9 protein-coding genes are annotated in these 17,744 nt (G+C 73.1%); 4 read left to right on the top strand and 5 right to left on the bottom strand.

Annotated elements, in window-relative coordinates:
* Window positions 1-238: 238 nt before the first annotated feature.
* On the top strand, window positions 239-5,245 hold the full coding sequence (locus tag AB0F81_RS31330; RefSeq protein ID WP_360203040.1) for a pentapeptide repeat-containing protein: 5,007 nt from the start codon (window positions 239-241) through the stop codon (window positions 5,243-5,245).
* Here the strand turns inward: AB0F81_RS31330 and AB0F81_RS31325 are convergent.
* The 4 genes from AB0F81_RS31325 to AB0F81_RS31310 all read right to left on the bottom strand — a co-directional run bounded on the left by AB0F81_RS31325 (window position 5,201) and on the right by AB0F81_RS31310 (window position 14,557).
* The gene (locus tag AB0F81_RS31325; RefSeq protein ID WP_360203039.1) at window positions 5,201-9,073 is read right to left on the bottom strand and encodes an SAV_2336 N-terminal domain-related protein; all 3,873 of its coding nucleotides are present in this window, start codon (window positions 9,071-9,073) and stop codon (window positions 5,201-5,203) included. The two genes, AB0F81_RS31330 and AB0F81_RS31325, sit on opposite strands and share 45 nt — an antisense overlap.
* Window positions 9,060-10,916, bottom strand: a complete 1,857-nt coding sequence (locus tag AB0F81_RS31320; protein WP_360203037.1) for a trypsin-like peptidase domain-containing protein — start codon at window positions 10,914-10,916, stop codon at window positions 9,060-9,062. Before AB0F81_RS31320 ends, AB0F81_RS31325 begins: the two co-directional genes overlap by 14 nt.
* 123 nt (window positions 10,917-11,039) lie before the next feature.
* Window positions 11,040-12,983: a capsular polysaccharide synthesis protein gene (locus tag AB0F81_RS31315; RefSeq protein ID WP_360203036.1), complete on the bottom strand. Its 1,944-nt coding sequence runs from the start codon at window positions 12,981-12,983 to the stop codon at window positions 11,040-11,042.
* A gap of 38 nt (window positions 12,984-13,021) precedes the next feature.
* Window positions 13,022-14,557, bottom strand: a complete 1,536-nt coding sequence (locus AB0F81_RS31310; RefSeq protein ID WP_360203034.1) for a protein kinase — start codon at window positions 14,555-14,557, stop codon at window positions 13,022-13,024.
* Between the two features lie 132 nt (window positions 14,558-14,689).
* Here AB0F81_RS31310 and AB0F81_RS31305 point away from each other — a divergent pair, with 132 nt between their 5' ends.
* Complete coding sequence (locus AB0F81_RS31305) at window positions 14,690-16,327, top strand: CocE/NonD family hydrolase (RefSeq protein ID WP_360203033.1); 1,638 nt, start codon at window positions 14,690-14,692, stop codon at window positions 16,325-16,327.
* Here AB0F81_RS31305 and AB0F81_RS31300 read toward each other — a convergent pair.
* Window positions 16,324-16,680 (bottom strand): nuclear transport factor 2 family protein, encoded by a 357-nt coding sequence (locus AB0F81_RS31300; RefSeq protein ID WP_360203031.1) that lies wholly within the window; start codon window positions 16,678-16,680, stop codon window positions 16,324-16,326. The two genes, AB0F81_RS31305 and AB0F81_RS31300, sit on opposite strands and share 4 nt — an antisense overlap.
* 65 nt (window positions 16,681-16,745) lie before the next feature.
* Between AB0F81_RS31300 and AB0F81_RS31295 the strand changes: the two genes are divergently transcribed.
* Entirely contained in the window at window positions 16,746-17,204 is a 459-nt protein-coding gene (locus AB0F81_RS31295; RefSeq protein WP_360203029.1) for a hypothetical protein, read from the top strand.
* A 40-nt stretch (window positions 17,205-17,244) separates the two neighbouring features.
* Window positions 17,245-17,744 (top strand): TetR family transcriptional regulator (locus tag AB0F81_RS31290; protein WP_360203028.1); only part of this gene is annotated, 500 nt, incomplete at its 3' end.

The following is a 17,744-nucleotide window of genomic DNA, read 5'->3' as shown; positions in this document are numbered from 1 at the left end:
AGCCGAAGGCAACCAAGATCGCAACGGCCGACCCTCAGGAATAGCCCTGTTCTGCTGCGGCGTAGCATATCCCGCCGGCCCTTCACCCGACAGCCCGTACATTTAGGACATTGCCGAGATTCACCCGCATAAGGGAATGCCCGGGTCATGGATCTTCGACAATTGGTAAGCTCGGCACCGCGCATGGTCATCGGACCGCGCCGCCGCCCGCCGCCGCACCAGGGGAAGGCGCCCGCACGTGGGAGGACCGCCGGTTAACGCCACTCCACTGGCGATGATCCTGCACTGCCCCGACTTCTCCGCCGCGACACGAACGGTGGACGGTGAGTTCCGGCCGGTCACCGAGCTGATCGCCGAGCTGCTCGACCGGATCGACGCGTCCGCCGCTCCCCGGGCACCCGACCTGGTGGTGCTCACCGGCAACGTCGCCGCCCACGCCCGCACGGCGGAGTACGAGTTCGCCCAGGAGTTCCTCACCGCACTGTGCGACGCGCTACGGCTGGAGCGCCAGCGCATCGTGGTGGTCCCCGGCACCGATGACGTCAATCAGCTGAATTGCGAGGCGTACTTCCTGCGGTGCAAGGCGGACCTCGTGGCGCCGGCGCCGCCGTACTGGGAGAAATGGCTGGCGTTCGCCACCATGATCCGCCGATTCCACAGCTCCGAACTGCCCAAGGACCAGCCCTGGTCACTCATCGAATACCCGGACCTGCGGATAATGGTCGCCGGTCTCAATTCGACGGTCGCCATGACACATCTGCCCCAGCAACGGCACGGGCACCTCGGCGCGGAGCAGATCAACTGGTTCGCCGACCGGCTGAGCGCCGGGCCGCGCCGCGACTGGTTGCGGATCGGCGCGGTGCACCACCGGCCGGACGGGCCGCAGACCGGCCGGCTCACCGACGCGGAGGATTTCACCGACACCCTGCTGCCCCACCTCGACGTGGTGCTGCACGGGCGGGCGGACGACCCGGCCACCTCACTGCTGGCCGGCACCGGAGCCCCGGTTCTCGGCGGCGGCACAGCCTGGCGGCTCCTGGAGGCGTACCCGGGGCGCGTTCTGGTGCACGACCTGGGCTCCGGGGTGCTCCCGGCCACCGAGGCCTTTCCGCTGCCGCACCCCCCGTCGCGGACGGCTCCGGCGGGCCGGCTCCCCGCGCCCGCGCTGTCCCCCGTTCTGCGCCACCTGACCGGCCAGGTGGAGAAGGTGTGCCGGCTGCGGTTCCCGGACGACGACGTGACCCTGGTCGCGCAGCCGGGCGCGACCCGGGTGGCCTATCTGCGCATCACACCGGATCCGGCCAGCAGCGACCGCGGCCCGGTCGAGCAGCATCCGGTCGGGATCTGCGTGGCCACGCCGACCGCGGAGGACATCGAGTGGTTCGCCGGCGTGCTGGCGCGTTTCCGCAGCGGGGGCGCGGTGCGCCAGGCGGTGCTGGTGCACACCGGGCCGGCGGCCGGCGAGGATCTCGTGAAGTGGGCGGCGGACGAGCGTGGTGTCGTGCTGCGCACCTTCGCCGATTACCAGGTCGGCGACACCCTCAAGCGGTTCGCCGCGAGCCAGGCGGCCTGGCTCGCCCGCGACCGCGTCTACCCCTCCACGTCCTACGTGCCGCAGCGCTACACCGAGTTGCTGCGCGGTCCGCGGGGGCACTCCAGCGCGCTACCCGCCGACGACCTGCTGACCTGGCTCCGCCAATGGGTCGACGCCCCACGCGGACGGCTGGTGGTGGTGCTGGGCACGTTCGGCCACGGCAAGACGTTCCTGCTGCGGGAGCTGGCCCGGCGGATGCACGCGGACGGCTCCCGGACCATTCCGGTGCTGATCGACCTGCGCGGATTCGAGCGGGCGATGAGCCTGGACGCGCTGGTCGCCATCCAGTTCTCCCGGCACGGTCAGCGGAAGATCGACCTGGACGCGTTGCGCTATCTGTGGCGGGAGGGCCGGGTCGCGCTGCTCTTCGACGGCTTCGACGAGCTGGCCGCCCGGGTGAGCTACGACCGGGCAACGACCCATCTGGACACCATCGTGCAGGCGGCCGAGGGCCACGCGAAAGTCATCCTGACCAGCCGCGACCAGCATTTCCTCACCGACAACGACGTGTTTCGGGAGCTGGGTCCACAGTTCGGCGCGGAGCACCAGGTGGTCCGGCTGACCGCCTTCGACGATGCCCAGATCCTCGACTACCTCACCCGGCAGCTGCACGACGAGAGCAGCGCCCAGACCCGGCTCAGCCATCTGCGCAGCGTCAAGGATCTGCTCAGCCTCTCCCGCAATCCACGGATGCTCAGCTTCATCACGGAACTCGGTGACGAGGCGCTGGGCACGGCGGAGAGCGGCCCGCTCCCGCTCACCCCGGCCGGCCTCTACCAGCGGGTGATCGAACGCTGGCTGGACCACGAGTCGGAACGGCTCACCAGGCTCGGCGTCAACTCACCGCGCCGGCCACAACTGCTGACCGCCGTGACCCGCCTGGCGTTCCGCCTGTGGGACTCGCCGGAGGACAGCCTGAGCCTGCGGGACCTGGACGCCACCGCGGCCGCGATCGCTCAGGTGGCCGCCGCCCCGCCCGGCGCGTCGGCCGGCCTGGAACCGCAGGAGAGCGCCCATCTGCTCGGCTCCAGCACGCTGCTGGTCCGGGCCGGGGAGGGCCGGTTCACCTTCGTGCACCACTCGATCCGGGAGTGGCTGATCGCCCGCAGCCTCGCCGACGACCTCCCGCTGGGCGGCTCGCCCTCCGGCATGATCGGCCACTCGATGCCCCGGCTCATGATCGAGTTCCTCTGCCAGATGGCCGGCCACGACTTCATGGAGGACTGGGCGAAACGCGTGCTGTCCAACGAGTCGCACGCCACCGGCATCGCGCAGAACGCCCTGGAGATCATCAACTATCTGCGGGCACCGTTCGAGCGGCTCCGCATGTCCGGCGCCGACCTGCGCGGCAAGGACTTCACCGGCAGCAACCTCGCGTACGCGGAGATGATCGGCAGCATTCTGGCCGGGGTCCCGCTGGTCGGCGCCACCCTGGACGGGGCGGACCTGACCGAGGCGAACCTGACCGGGGCCCGGCTGGACGCGGCCTCGCTGCGCGGCGTCAAGCTGTACGGCGCGGACCTGACCGGGGCGAAACTGCTCGGCGCCGACCTGACCGGTGCCACGCTGACCCGGGTCCGGCTCCGGCGCGCGGCGATGGTGGCGGCCACCGGGACCGACCTCGACGAGTTGCGGGCCGCGGACACCCTCGGCGCCGCCCTGCCCGACGCCGCCACCGCCGAACCGCAGATCGCCTCCTCCTCGACCGTCAACGCGGTGGCGGTCTGCCACGGGCTACGACTGCTCGCCGGCGGCGGCGAGGACGGTGTGGTCCGGCTCTGGGACACCACCACGGGAACCCCGCTGCGGATGCTTCCCGGGCACACCGGGCCGGTCCGCGCGGTCACCTTCACCACGGACGGCCGGTTCCTCGCCAGTGCCGGCGACGACCCGGAGGTCCGGGTGTGGGACATCGCCACCGGCCACACCGTGCAGACCTTCACCGGTCACATCGACCGCATCCGCAGCCTCGCCTACAGCCCGGACGGGCGGCACCTGGCCGGGGCCGGGGACGACGAGATGATCCGGATCTGGGACACCGTCAGCGGCCGTACCGTGCACACCCTCAGCGGGCACTACGGGGGCATCCGGGGCATCGCCTACCGGCCGCGGGACGGGCGGATGCTGGCCAGCGCCGGCGACGACGAGACGGTCCGGATCTGGGACACCGTCAGCGGCCGTACCGTGCACACCCTGATCGGGCACATCGGCACGGTGCACGCGATCGCCTACGCGCCGAACGGCGAGCAGGTCGCCAGCGCCAGCGACGACCGGCAGATCCACATCTGGGACGTGGCCCGCCAGCAGGTGGTCCGGACCCTGACCGGCCACAACGGCTGGATCCGGACCGTCGCCTACTCGGCCGACGGCCGGCGGCTGGCCAGCGGCGACGACGACGGCAGCATCCGGATCTGGGACAACGAGACCGGTCAGGAGCAGGACCGGCTGGCCGCGCACAGCACCAACGTCTACTCCATCGCGTTCTTCCAGGACGGCCCGCTGCTGGCGAGCAGCGGATCCGACCGGACGGTGCAGATCTGGGACTCGGTCGCCGGCCGGCTGTCCCGCACCGTCCGGCACAGCGCCGGCGACTCGCGGGCGCTCTGTTTCTCACCCCGGCGGGACGACCCGTGGTTGGCGGTCGGTTCCGACGACGGCTCGGTGCGGATCTGGACCCGGGTGGCCGGCAACCCACCGCGGCTGCTCAGCGAGGGCGGCGATCCGGAGTCGGCGGTCCGTGCCCTCGCGGTCTCCGCGGACGCGCACTACCTGGCCGGTTCCGGCGAGGACGGCGCGATCCGGATCTGGGACCTCACCACGGCCACGATGGCCGGTCCGCCGCTGACCGGGCACGTCGGCCCGGTCCGTGCGATCGCCTTCACGCCGGACGGGCGCCTGCTCGCCAGCGGGGGCACCGACGGCACGATCCGGCTCTGGGACGTCCGCCGGGCGGGTGCGGCGAAGGCCTTCGCCGCGCAGCCCGATGCGATCACGTCGATCGCCTTCACCCCGGACGGCAAGCATCTCGCCAGCGGCGGCAACGACGGCACGGTCCGCGTCTGGCCGCTCGGCCCCGGCACCAAACAGATCGCCATCCGGCACCCCAGCAAGGTCCGGGCGATCGCGTTCTCGCCGGACGGCCGCTATCTGGCCAGCGCCGACCGGGACGGGACCATCAAGATCCGGAGCACGGTCGCGGGCGACGCCCAGCACGTGCTCAGTGGGCACAGTGGAGCGGTCAACGCCCTCGCCTTCGCGCCGGACGGCAGTCACCTGGCCTCGGCCGGCACCGACGGCACCATCCAGATCTGGACGGCCGACACCGGCGAGCTGGTCGCCACGCTGCCCGGCCGCTCCGGGTGGATCCACTCGCTGAGCTTCAGCCCGGACGGGCGGCGGCTGGCCAGCACCGGCGACGATCGGGCGGTCCGGCTCTGGGACACCCTGCACCATGAGCTCCGTGCGGTGCTGATCCCGCTGTCCGCCGGCGGCTCGGCCGTGCTGCTGGACAACGGGCGTTACGTGCTGAAACCGGAGCAGACCAGCGACGAGTACTGGTACACCATCGGCATGTGCCGGTTCGAGCCGGGCGAGTTGGACCCGTACCTATCCGAGCTGGCCCGGGTCCCGCCGGGGGCGCGACTCTGGTGAGCGCTCCGGGTGGCGGTCGAGGTGTTTCAGCACCTGGCTGGCCGCCCCGACGACGCCCAGGGGCAGGTTTTCCAGGTCGGCGCGCCGGAGCACGGTCTGCGCCCACCGGCGCGCGGTGGCGGGACCGACCAGGTGGCAGAGGAACTCCACCACCAGCGGCGTCAGCTCACGGCGCAGCAGTCCGCGCAGTCGCCCGGTGATCCGCTGCGGGTCCAGCTGCTCCGCGATCTCCTTGGCCACCAGCCATTCCAGGATCGACCGGTCGACGAACTGGAAGCGGTACTCCTCGTCGCGTACCAGAAGGGTGCCGGCGCCGAGCAGCCGTGCGGTCTCCCGCCGGCTCGGCGCCGCGGCGCCGGCGAGACGGGCCAGCACGTCGGCCGCGGCGCCGAGCGCGTCGGCGCCGAGCGCCGGCTCGCCCGACTCCCACAGCCGCCGGGCCAGGAAGGACACCGCCTGCCCGACCACCTGGGCCTTGTCCTCCGGGTTGATCCCGTCGAAGCCGCGGATGCCGTCCAGCCACTTGGTGATCATGCGGAGGTAGAGCTTCGCCACGTTGTCGGTCTCGTCACCGACCGCGGCGGTCCGCAGGTCGTCCTCCTCGATCTCGGCGATGAAGGCGAGCATCCGGGGGTTGCGGGCCGGCCCCATCAGGCCGCCGACCTGCCGCATCAGGGCCAGCCGCCGCTCGGCCCGCCGGGCGTCCCCGAGCTTGCGCGTCAGGAAGACCAGCATGTCCCCGCGCTGCAGGCTGGTCAGTTTCGCCCAGTGCACGGCCCCGGCAGCGTACGGCCGCAGCGCGTCCTTCAGCAGGGTCTCGTCCCGGCTGACCAGCACCACCTTCGCCCGTCCGGGTCCGACCCTCGCCCCCGCCTCCCAGCCGTCCACCCACCGTCGTGGTTCGTCCCGGGTGGTGCTGGCGGCCATGTCGTCGAGCCCGTCGCAGAGCAGCGCCACCCGGCCCTCACGCAGCAGGTACCGGCTCCATTCCAGGTCCATCCCCGGCGCGCCGCCGCCCTGGTACAGGTGGTAGGCGACGAGCTGGTCGAGCCCCTCCCGCCAGTCCAGGTCCTGCAGCCGGACCAGGATCGGCAGCAGCGGGCCGCGGTCGTCGTGCAGGCTGCGGGCGAGCTCCCGGAGCAGGAAGGTCTTGCCCATGCCGGCGGCGCCGACCACGCCGATCATCTGCCCCTCGGGTGCGCTCATCCACTCCCGGAGCCGGTTCAGCAGTCCCGTGCCGGGTGCGGACGGCTCCGGTGACCAGGCGCTGCCCTCGCCCGGGGGCAGTACGGCGTACGGCTGCGGCGCGTAGTGTGCCGCCGGATAGGCGACGTCCTCGGCCAGCTTGGCCGCCTCCTGCGCGGCGAAGCGGCGCAGCCTGCTGCCGATCTGGAAGTCGGCGAAGCCGAGGAGCTCGACGCCCTGCCTGCGGGCCTGTTCCCGCAGCGCGGGGTCGCCCGGTGGGGTGCGGCAGATCAGGATGGTGTCCCGGTCCGGGAATCCCGGCCGGACCACGTTCTCCCTGAACCAGTGCACCACCTCCGGGCTCGGCTCCGCGTCGCAGACGCCGATCCGGAACGGCGTCTCCCCGGCCGGCGCGACGGCGAGATAGCCGGCCACCGGATCGCCGGGAAGCGGTCGCGGCAGCGGATGCTCGTCGATCGTCCGTTCCCGGTAACGCGCCCGGTAGGCCCGGGCGGCCCGCGACACCAGGTCGGTGGGCTGTTCCCCGGTGGGGATCGCGGCGGCGGCCGGGGCCGGCTGACCGGCGGGCCACCAGTGCTCGCCGAACGCGTAGGACTCCGCCGTGTCCGCCAGCACCCGCACCGTGCCCGGCCGCAGGTCGACCACCTGGAATCCGGCATGCGGCCCGACTCCCGGGACCCCGGTGTAGCCGATCTCGTGGACCCCCGCGCCGGTGCCGTGCAGCACGACGTCCAGGTGCGGGATCAGCCGGTGGGCGAAGTCGTCGGCATGCCGGAGCCCGGTGCGGCCGTCCCCGGCCGGGTCGTGGTGGAGCAGGCCGACACGCAGCCAGCCGCCCTGCTCGTACTCGCTGAGCTGGTCGCTGAACCACTCGATCTGCTGGTCACCGAGGTCACCGTAGGCGTCGCCGTCGCGGTGGCTCACCGGCATCGTCGAGTTCAGCGCGGCGACGACCGTCCGCAGTTCCGGGATCGGCATCAGCTGCCAGGGCTGGTGGGGCAGGAAGGCGGTGGCGCCGGGAAGCTGGGCGGTCAGTGCGGCGTACGGCTCCCACTTCGGCCAGTACGGCCAGGTCGGCGCGGCGCCCTCGGCCGCACTGGTCAGGAAGTACAACTCACAGTCCACCAGGTTCACGTCGGACATGCCGGGGACCGTGATGGTCCGCCCCGCCGGCACGTCCAGGTCGGCCCGCAGATCCTCCAGGGTCCGGTAGGCCGCCTGGTACTCCGCCGTGGTGGCCCGCGAGGCGGCGCCGCCCGGCACGGCGATCAGGTCCGGGGTGATCTCGTCCCGGCGGCAGCGGGCCACGATCTCGTCGATGGTTTCCCTGGTGGCGCCGGCGAGCCCGGTGAGAAGCAGCACGATGAGCCGGCCGGTGGACGCCTCACCGGCGGGTGCGCGCCGGCGGCGGGCCCGCGCCGAGGTGTCCCGGTCGACGGCCGGCTCCGGGTCGGTGGCCACGCGGCGCAGCACCTCGGCCTGCACCTGGGCGAAGGGCGGCCGCAACAGGGTGGCGTGCAGGCTGCTCACGGGGGCGGACGCCACGGCGGTGAAGGACGCGCCGGTCTGCTCCAGATGCCGCGCGATGTAGCCGGTGACCTCGGTGACCACCCGGCCCGCCTCGGCCAGGGTCAGCGTGCTCAACAGCACGTCACGGACGCCCGGACGGAACTCGAAGTGCTGTTCGGCGCCCCCGACGGCGTCCGCGGGCACCGGTTCGAGCAGTCCGCCGTACAGCACCTCGGCGAGGTGCGCGCGACGGGATTGGGGCAGCATCCGGGCCTGCACGATCCGCATCACGGCCAGGTTGAGCGGCACCGCCGCGGACAGGTAACGGGCCAGCCGGTAGGCCGGCACCGACGCCGCGCCGCGGAACCGGCTGAGCAGCCGGTCGGCCGGATCGGCGGTGACGTCAGCTGTCGGGGTCGCAACGCGGCCGTTCGCCGCGCCGGCCGGCATGACGATCGCATCGATGCCGTCGGGCGCCCGGCCGGCGACCAGGCTCGCCCAGGACCGCAGCCAGCGCGGTTCGATCTCCAGGATCGGCACCGGGACGGCGCCCTCCGGCAGGGTCCGGCGCCGCAGGGCGGAGACGAAGCCGTACTCGGCGGTGGCCGCGCCGGGCCGGGGTGAGGAGAGCCGGCCGGGCAGCGGAGCCAGACCGGTACGCCGCCAGAGGCGTTCCGGCAACGGCTGTAGGATCGCGACCGGCGCACGCCGCGCCCAGTGCCCGAGCAGGGCGGACATCTGCCCGTCGCGCCACGGCCCGCTCACCCCGTCGCTGAGCACCAGGATCAGATGGTCCCCGGTCCGGTCGGCGAGCTTCGTCAGGGATCGCGGGGAGAACCGGCGGTTCAACCGCAGCACGCCGACGGTGCCGTCGGACCGCACCGCCAGGTTGACCACCCGGATCGTCCGGAACGCGCCGAGCCGCTGGAGCATCGCCCGGACCTCCTGGCCGAGCTGGTTCCAGATCCCGCCGCCCGAACTCTGGTCCAGCACCAGGGTCAGGTGCAGCCGGCGATCCGCCGGCGGGCGCCCGGGGAGCCGGCGCAGCGCGTGCCGCAGCCGCCCACTCTCCGCAAGGGCGGCCAGGCCGGGCGCGGCGTCATCGGTCGGCATGCGGCTCCCCCGTCGGTGGCAGCAGCAGGGGCCGCGGCGGCCGGCGGCCCGGATCGTCCCAGAGCAGCACCACGTCCATCCCGCTCTCCGGGCCGCTGCCGGCCTCGGCGCGGTAGCGCATCTGCCGGATCCGTTCCGGGACCTCTTCCCGGGTGGCGCCGGCCAGCTGCTCGGTCACCGCCGCCGAGAGCCGCTTGCCCGGGCAGTCGTGCGGCTCCCGCGCGGCGCCGGAGACGCATCCGCGGCGTCGCCAGATCATCACCGGGATGCCGCAGGAGACCGCGACCTCGAGCACGGCGTCGCTGAGCGCGTCCTGCGGCGAGCGGGGCAGGACCACCACGTTGGTCGTCGCGGCGTCCTGGAACCAGGCGTGCCAGGACCGCGAGGTACGCCGCTCGGTGCATTCCACAGTGGTCAGCACGGTGTTCATGTCCCGGCCGTCGAGTTGCGCCCAGCGTCGCGCCCAGTCCGGGAGGTGGTAGCCCTCCTCGTCGTCGAACCGCTCGACCTCACGCACCACGACCGGGCTGGTGTGCCCGAGAACCGCCCAGTCGTTGCGGCCGGGTGCGGCCGGCCACTGCTCGACGTCGACGTCCAGCAACTCGACCGGGAGGACCAGCTCGATCATCGGATGCTGGTCGGCCGGCAGACCCCGGATCAGGGCCGGCAACCGGTCCTGCAGGTACTCCCGCAGCTCGTCCAGCGAGCGGTCCTTGTCGTCGCTCTCCAGCGAGCGGATCTGGTCCGAGAACTGCCACAGCTCGCACTGGTAGCGCCGCCGGTCGACCCCGAAGTGGCGCACGCAGACGATCACCGACGGCCGGGCGGCGGCCCGGTCCGGCCGGGTGCCGGCCCGCGCCTCGCCGAGCCGGGTCACCACCTCGGCCTTGTGCTCCCTCGGCGCGAAGTCCCGGGCCCACTGCCGCAGCCGCTCGGCGACCGGCGACGGGGTCCGGGACAGCGCGATCACGTAGGCCAGCGCGCGGGGGAACCGGTTCACCGGCGGCACCATCTCGGACAGCTCGACGAGCACGTCGCCGTAGTCGTACATCGGGTGGCGCGGCTCGACCGCGAACTCGCCCACCACCGCCTTGAAGGTGGCCAGGTGCCGGGCGGGCTCGACCTCCGGCAACTGGCCGAGCAGCAGGCGCAGCTCGGCGTCGGCGTCCCGGCTGAGCGGGCCGGCCGCACCGGGCACGTCGTCGAGCATCATGTCCCACTGCGGGTTGCCCTGGTGGTAGAGGTGGTTGGCCCGCCGCGCCCGCTGGTAGGCCGCCGGCTCCATCACCAGCCGCAGGGCCCGCAACGGGATCACCACCCCGCCGGCGGGATGCCCGCGCCCCCGGGTCGCCTTGGTGACGGCGCAGACACCGCCGGTGGTGGCGTTGAGCACCGGGGCGCCGGACATGCCGGGCACGAGCTCGTCGGCGATGACCCGGATCATCTCGCCGTACTCCCCGCCGACGCGGAACTGGCCGGAGGCCTGGTCGGGCTCGTCGTGATAGATCCGGGCGTGGCCGAAGATCACCACGTCGTCCTTCAGCGACGGCAGCCGGTCGTCCAGCCAGACCATCGGATGACCGGGCGGCGACCCCAGCTCGACGACGGCCAGGTCGGGGTAGGGCACGGTGCCGGACTCGCTCACCTCCGAGGCCCACCGGACGACTCCTGACCGGGTGTGCTCGCGCCAGGTCACCTCGACCTCGGCCCCGATCGGTCCAGCGACGTGCGCGCACGTGAGGATCGTCCCGGGAGCGATGAAGAAGCCGCTCCCGTCGCTCTGCCCGGAGATCATCACCAGGCAGTCCTTCATCAGCTTGGTCAGCTGGTCGACCGCCGCCATCCCGGGTTACCCGGGCCGGTCGAGAGAGTGGGAAACGTCGATCAGTTCGCGCACGCTTCCCACGGTAATGCCACTGTGCACCAGCCAGTAGTCCCGTATGGACAGCGCTGGGTCACCGGGGCGTCACGGCAGGTCGCCGCGGATGATGCGGGACGCGTACGACTCGCTGTACGACTGCGACTCCGGACAGCGATACCGAAGCTTGTGCGCGAACGCCCCCTCCCGGATCGTCTGGAACATGTCCGGGTCGTACGGCTCGAACATCACCGCCTGCAACGCGTGCGGCGGTTTCGCGTTCAGCCGCTTCCCCGCGTCCCACTCCGCCCGGAACCGGTCGTCCAGGTGGTGCAGCATCTCGAAGAGGTGGTGGTGCAGGAAGTCGTCGATCAGCTCGCCGCGCAGCTCCCACCAGAGCAGCGCCGCCGCGCGCCACAGGTGCACCACGTAACTGTCCGGGCGGGCCGCCAGGAACCAGTTGGAGATGAACGGCCCGGTGTAGTTGAAGGCGAACGTGCCGCCCTGGGCCAGCGCCGCGTCGATGTGCGGGCGCAGCGGCTCGGTGACGTAGCAGGACGCCTCCACCCAGACGCCGCCGAACTTCTCCAGCAGCATCAGCCGCAGCAGGTCGGAGAAGCGAGCCCGGTCGCCGCCGAGCCGCAGGCGCACGTCCTCCGGCACGTCGACGTAGGCGCTGATGTTCGCGTCGGACAGCTCGTGCACGCCGAGGTTACCGGCCTTCAGCGCGGCCAGGCAGGCCTGCACCACGGGCGGGGCGGACGCGAAGCCCTGCGCCCAGTAGATGAAGATCGGCTGGTCGAACGTGCTGGTGATCGGGGCGGCCAGGCGCTGCGCGGCCTGCCGGCGGATCTGGTCCAGGTGCTCGGCCACGAAGACGCCGAGCTCGCGCCGGGCGCCGAAGAAGCGGACGTCGAGGTCGAGCACGGCCAGGCCGTCGAAGGGCAGTTTGGTGTCGTTCTCCAGGGCGGCGGCCGCGACCCGTTTGCTGTCCTCACGGCGCTTCAGCCGGTCGTAGGCGGAGGCCAGGGCGTAACCCCGCTCGTACGCCTCCGGTTGACGGGCCACCGCATCGCGCAGCAGCCTCTCGGCCGTCTCCCACTTTCCCTCGGCCAGGGCGAGGCGGCCCAGTTCGTACGCCGCCGAGCCGTCCGGGTCGCCGGCCTTGACGATCCGGCGCAGCACCTTGACCGCGGCCGCCTCCTGCCCCTCGGCGAGCGCGACCCGGGCCGCGGCCAACCGGTCACCGGCGACGTGTTTCTGCAGGTGACGAACCTCTTCGACGGCGCCTGCGCGGGCCTGGCGGACCGCCTCGGCCGCGATCGCGGCCGGGTCGGCGGAGGCGGACACCCGCAGCGTGCGGCGGGACGGTGAGGCGTTCGGCTCGCCGGTCCACTCGTAGGTGTGGAACAGGTCGTCGGGGGTGTCGCCGTCGAAGTGCTCGACCGGCGCACCGGTCTCGGTGAGCGCGAAGTCGTACCAGTGCACCACGCCACCGCCGCGGGCCATGCCGCTGTGCAGGCTGATCCAGGCGCTGGTGGCCTTGGCCGGGACGGTGAAGGTGACGCTGATCCGGTGATGGCCGAACTCGTTGCGGGCCGGCGGCGACGGCTTGAGCGTGCGCCGGCCGGCCTGGCCGGCCACGCAACCCGGCACCAGCCGCAACGCGGTCGGGTGCAGCGCGCCGGTCAGCGGCGCGGACAGGAAGACCGAGACGCTCGCGGTGTAGGTCGCGCCGGCGCGCATGCCGAGGCGCATCGCGCCGGGCGCCTCGTGACCGCCGGGCGAGACGAAGGTGTCGTTGGTGCGCCCGACCCCCTCGACCCGGACGCCGGACACCCCGGACCGACCGGGGACCTCGGCCACCTCGCACGAGTTGTGGGCGTGCACATGCACACCGCCGGCCTCGAACGGCCGGTCCAGCGCGCCCCGGAAGCCGGGATCCGGCGCCAGGTTGATCACCGTCGGCGCCGACGGGGTCGCGGGTTGCGGCGCGGTCCGCAACCGCTCCGTCGCCGCGGCCCGGATCCGGGCCAGTCTGGTCCTGAACATCCGGGGCAGTCTAGCGAGGCCTCAACGCTGCGAGACGCTCACAACGGCAGCACCACAGCGGACGGACGCGTGCCGATGCAGGTCACGGTCATCCGGTACCGCGCCACGGGTCCTCTGAAGACCACCGCCGGGGCCAGCGCCGGGCCGGGATCGACCTGCTCCACGGTGAAGCCCGGGCGTGGCTCCCAGGAGATCAGCTCGGCCTTGCCGTCGGCACACCGGGCCAGCACCGAACCGCCCGGCGACTCCAGCCGCCGGCCCTCCGGGACCGCGGAGGCGGCCGGATCGCTGGGAGCGGTGCTCGGTCCCGGCTCGCTCTCGGCGGGCAGCGACGGCAGCGAGAGCGAGGGCATCGGGGCGGGGAGGGCCGAGACGCCGGCGCTCGGGCCGGGCGCGCGATCCGGCCGGGTGGTCCCGGTGGCGGAGCGGGTGACGGCCGGCGCGTCGCCGTTCCCCTTCCTGGTCACCTTCGGTGACGAAGCCGGCGGCGCCGCGATCCCCGGCACGCCGCCGCGGTCGCTGTCCCGGCCGGGCCAGAGGAACGGCAGTGCGACGAGCACGGCCGCCAGCCCGGCGCCGGCCAGCACCTTCTTGCGCTTCCACCAGCGGGGTACGCCGGACGAAGGCGTACCCGTGGCCGGGGCCTCCAACGGTTCCGGCGCCGTGGCGAGGACGGTCGGTGGCCCCGTGAGCGCGTCGACCACCCGGGATCGACGGTCGCGGCCGGTCATCCGTACCTCATCGGGGTCGTCCACACTGGCGGCCTCGGCCGCGTCGCCGAGCAGTTCGGCCACCTCGATCGCGTCCGGCCGGCCGGCCGGATCCTTGGCCAGGCAGCGTTCCACCAGGTCGGCGACCTCGACGGGCACGCCCGGCAGCGGCGGCATCGGCTCCGGTTCCAGGTAGATGTGCGCGCTGAGCATCTGGGTGGTGGTCTCGACGCTCCACGGCGCCATCCCGGCGAGCAGGCGGTAGAGCAGCACACCGAGGGCGTAGACGTCGGAGGCGGGCTCGATCGCGCCGCCGGTGAGCCGTTCGGGAGCGAGGTAGGCCGGGGTGCCGAGCAGGGCGTCCTCGGGCGAGGCCGGCCCGGCCACCGCGGCGATGCCGAAGTCCACCACCTTCGCCCCGCCCGTGGTGACCATGACGTTGGCCAGTTTGATGTCGCGGTGCACGAGACCCTCCTCGTGCGCCACGGCGAGTGCGGTGGCGACCTCGCCGCAGATCCGGAAGACCGTGCGCGGCGGAATGCGGCCGCGTTTCACCCGCTGTTGCAGGGTCGGCCCGTTGATCAATTCCATGACCACGTACGGAACCCGCCGGCCGTCCTCCTCGGATTCCCCGAAGTCGTAGATCTGCGCGATGTTCGGATGCGAGAGGGTCGCCGCCGCCCGCGCCTCGTGCAGGATGCGGGCACGGAACCGGTCCTCGCCGGCATAGTGCCCGGCCAGCACCTTCACCGCGACCGGCCGGTCGAGCACCTCGTCGCGGGCCCGCCAGACCACCGCCATGCCGCCGCGGCCGAGCTCGTTCTCCAGCCGGTAGCGACCGCCGAGTTTGCGCTCCGCCTCCACCCGAGGCAGTCTGCCGAAATGCTCGGGGAATCGCACATCCGGGCCGGGCCGAATGCCATTCATCTTTCATATTCCACGGGCACCCGGATATCGTCGCCAGATCCGCCGTCGACCTGGCAGGGGGCGAGTTGAATGCCGATCTCGAAACGACAGCGGGTGGCCGACCGGGTGCTCAGCAGACTGCTCGGCCAGACCCCCGCATTGACGTCGTATGGGGTCGAATCGGTCCGCACCCCGATGCGGGACGGAATCGAACTGGTCGGTGACCATTTCATCCCCGAGAGTGACCAGCCGCGCGGCACGGTGCTGATCCGCACGCCGTACGGGCGGGGTCTGCCCACCTCGGCCCTGAACGGCCGGCTCCTGGCGGCCCGCGGCTATCACGTGCTGCTGCAGAGCGTGCGCGGCACGTTCGGCTCGGGCGGGACCTTCCGGCCGATGGCCCAGGAGACCGAGGACGGCCGGGACACCGTGGCCTGGCTGCGCGACCAGCCGTGGTTCGACGGGCGGCTCGCCACGCTCGGCGCCTCCTACCTCGGCTGGGCACAGTGGACGCTGATGCAGGATCCACCGCCGGAGCTGCGCGCCGCGGTGATCTACGTCGGGCCGCACGACTTCCGCGAGGCGGTCTTCGGCACCGGCGCGTTCACCCTCGGCGACTTCCTCGGCTGGAGCGACCAGATGGCCCACCAGGAGGACGGTGGCGGGCTGCGCCGGCTGCTCAGCATGGCCACCGCCCGGCGCCGGATCGCGCCGGGCCTGACCGGGCTGCCGCTGCCCACCGCCGCCGTGCCGGTGCTGCGCGGCCGCGCCCCGTGGTACCGGGAGTGGCTCGCCCACCCGGACGGCGACGACCCGTGGTGGGAGCCGTACCGGGCCGGCTCGGCTCTGCAGCGCGCCTCGGTCCCGGTGCTGCTGATCAGCGGCTGGCAGAACCTCTTCCTGGACCAGACCCTCCAGCAGTACGCGGCGCTGGAGGCGCGCGGTGTCGACGTGGCGCTGACCGTCGGCCCGTGGACGCACCTGCAGGTCGCCACCCGGGCTGCCGGGCAGGTCGCCCGGGAGAGCGTCGCCTGGCTGGACCAGCACCTGGCCGGCGGCCCGTCGGCCCGCAAGCAGCCGGTCCGGGTCCACCGCACCGGCGAGGGCGCCTGGCACGAGCTGCCGTCCTGGCCGCCGCCGACCGAGCCGGTCACCTTCCACCTGCGGGCGGACCGCTCGCTGACCACCGCCGCGCCGGCCCGCCCGGAGGGCAACACCGGCTTCCGGTACGACCCCGCCGACCCGACCCCGTCGGTGGGCGGCCGCACCCTGACCGGCTCGATGGGCGTGCGCGACAACCGCACGCTGGAGTCCCGCGCGGACGTGGTCACCTTCACCACCGACCCGCTGCCCACCGCCGTGGACGTGGTCGGCGCACCGGTCCTGGAACTGGCCGTCGACGTCGACAACCCGCACGCGGACGTCTTCGTGCGGCTCTGCGACGTGGACCGGCGCGGTCACTCCCGCAACTTCTCCGACCAGCACGTCCGGCTCGACCCGCAGGTGCCGGCCGGTCAGGTGCAGCGCCTCACGCTGACCCTGGACCAGTGCTTCCACCGGCTGCCGGCCGGTCACCGGCTGCGCCTGCAGGTCTCCGGCGGGGCCTTCCCCCGCTTCGCCCGCAACCTGGGCACCCCGGGCGATCCGGCGACCGGTCGGCATCTCGCGCCCTCGCTGCACACCCTGCACCTCGCCGGCTCGCACCTGCTGCTGCCGGTGGCGAGCTAGTCCGGTTCGCGCATCCACCACTCGGTGAACTGGCGGGCCTGCCCGGTGTGGTCCAGCCGCAGCACCCACATGTTGCGGTAGACCCGGTCCGGGTAGGTGGTGGTCGCCTCGATCACGGCGAGTTCGTCGGTGACGATCAGCGGGTGCCAGGAGAAGGCCGTGGTGCCCGGCTCGTCCTGGCGCTCCAGCCAGCCCGTCACGATCGCCTCGCGGCCCACCCAGGGCTTCGCGTACGGCTCGGTGAAGTAGGCGGCGTCGTCGGCGAAGAGGTTCCGGACGTCGTCGGGGTCGTTGGACTCCCACGCCTTCCGGTAGTTGTCCACCCAGGCCGTCACCGCGTCCAGGCTCGTCATCGCGATTCCTCTCGTCGTCCTCCCCTGCACCCACCCTGCCAGCAACCGGGCCTAAGGTCGTCGGCATGACCGAAACCTGGCGTCACCTGCCCGCTCCGGCCCGGCCGATCGCGGCCGCGGCGACCGCCGCCGTCGAGGCCGTCCGGGCCGGCAACGCGGCCGCGCTCGACGACGCCACCGAGCGCCTGGCGGCGCTCGACCCGGCCCCGACCGGGCTCATCCTGGGCACGGCGGTCCGGCTGCTGCTGGAGGACGGTCACCCCGACGGTCTGACCGCCGACGACGTACGGGCGGCGCTCGCCAGTTGCGTACGGTCGTGGCCGGCCGCCGATCCGCAGGTGGTGCTCTGGCTGCTGGCCGGCGCGCTGGGCGTGCTGGAGGAGGACGGCGCCCCGGCGCCGAAACCGGACGTCCTGGCCCGGCAGGCCGCCGTGCTGATCGCCGACCTGCTGGCCGGCCGCCCGGTCGCGCCCTGGCTGACCGCGGCGCTCGCCGAGATCGAGCGCAGCCAGCTCAACGATTAAAACTTTGCAGGAACTGCAAGATCCCGCGTAGCCTCGCCGGGTGCCCTCCTCACCCGAACGCCCGGCCGGCCTGCGCGAGACCAAGCGCAGGCAGACCCGCCTCGCTCTGATCACCGCCGCGCTGCACCTGGTGGACGAGCGCGGCGGCGCCGACCGGGTGACCGTCGACGAGATCAGCGCGCTGGCCGAGGTGTCCCCGCGCACGTTCTTCAACTACTTCCCGACCAAGGAGGACGCCCTCGTCGGCGACCCCCTGGAGGGCCGCACCGACCCCGCGGAGCTGCTCCCGGCCATGCCGCCCGGCACCCCCGTGCTGGACGCCCTGCTGACCGCGCTCGGCCCGGCGATGACCCAGATCCAGGAGGACCGCGAGCTCTGGCTCCTCCGGATGCGGGTGATCAACGACAACCCGCAGCTGCTGCCCCTGCTGATCGCCGCGGCCGCCACCGCCGAGCAGCGGCTGGCCGAGGCCGTCGCGCAGCGCACCGGCCTGCCCGCCGACCACCCCTTCCCGCCGCTCGCCGCCGCCGTCGCCAGCGC

The organism is Actinoplanes sp. NPDC024001 (assembly GCF_040638955.1).
Taxonomy (GTDB): Bacteria; Actinomycetota; Actinomycetes; order Mycobacteriales; family Micromonosporaceae; genus Actinoplanes.
Note: the sequence above shows the minus strand (reverse complement) of the source record. Positions and strands in the feature narration are given on the sequence as shown.

Excerpts from the sequence above, each read along its gene's own strand:
- AB0F81_RS31295 (WP_360203029.1), top strand. The coding sequence starts at position 16,746 with ATGACCGAAACCTGGCGTCACCTGCCCGCTCCGGCCCGGCCGATCGCG.
- AB0F81_RS31325 (WP_360203039.1), bottom strand. The coding sequence starts at position 9,073 with ATGCCGACCGATGACGCCGCGCCCGGCCTGGCCGCCCTTGCGGAGAGT.
- AB0F81_RS31320 (WP_360203037.1), bottom strand. The coding sequence starts at position 10,916 with ATGGCGGCGGTCGACCAGCTGACCAAGCTGATGAAGGACTGCCTGGTG.
- AB0F81_RS31315 (WP_360203036.1), bottom strand. The coding sequence starts at position 12,983 with ATGTTCAGGACCAGACTGGCCCGGATCCGGGCCGCGGCGACGGAGCGG.
- AB0F81_RS31305 (WP_360203033.1), top strand. The coding sequence starts at position 14,690 with ATGCCGATCTCGAAACGACAGCGGGTGGCCGACCGGGTGCTCAGCAGA.
- AB0F81_RS31300 (WP_360203031.1), bottom strand. The coding sequence starts at position 16,680 with ATGACGAGCCTGGACGCGGTGACGGCCTGGGTGGACAACTACCGGAAG.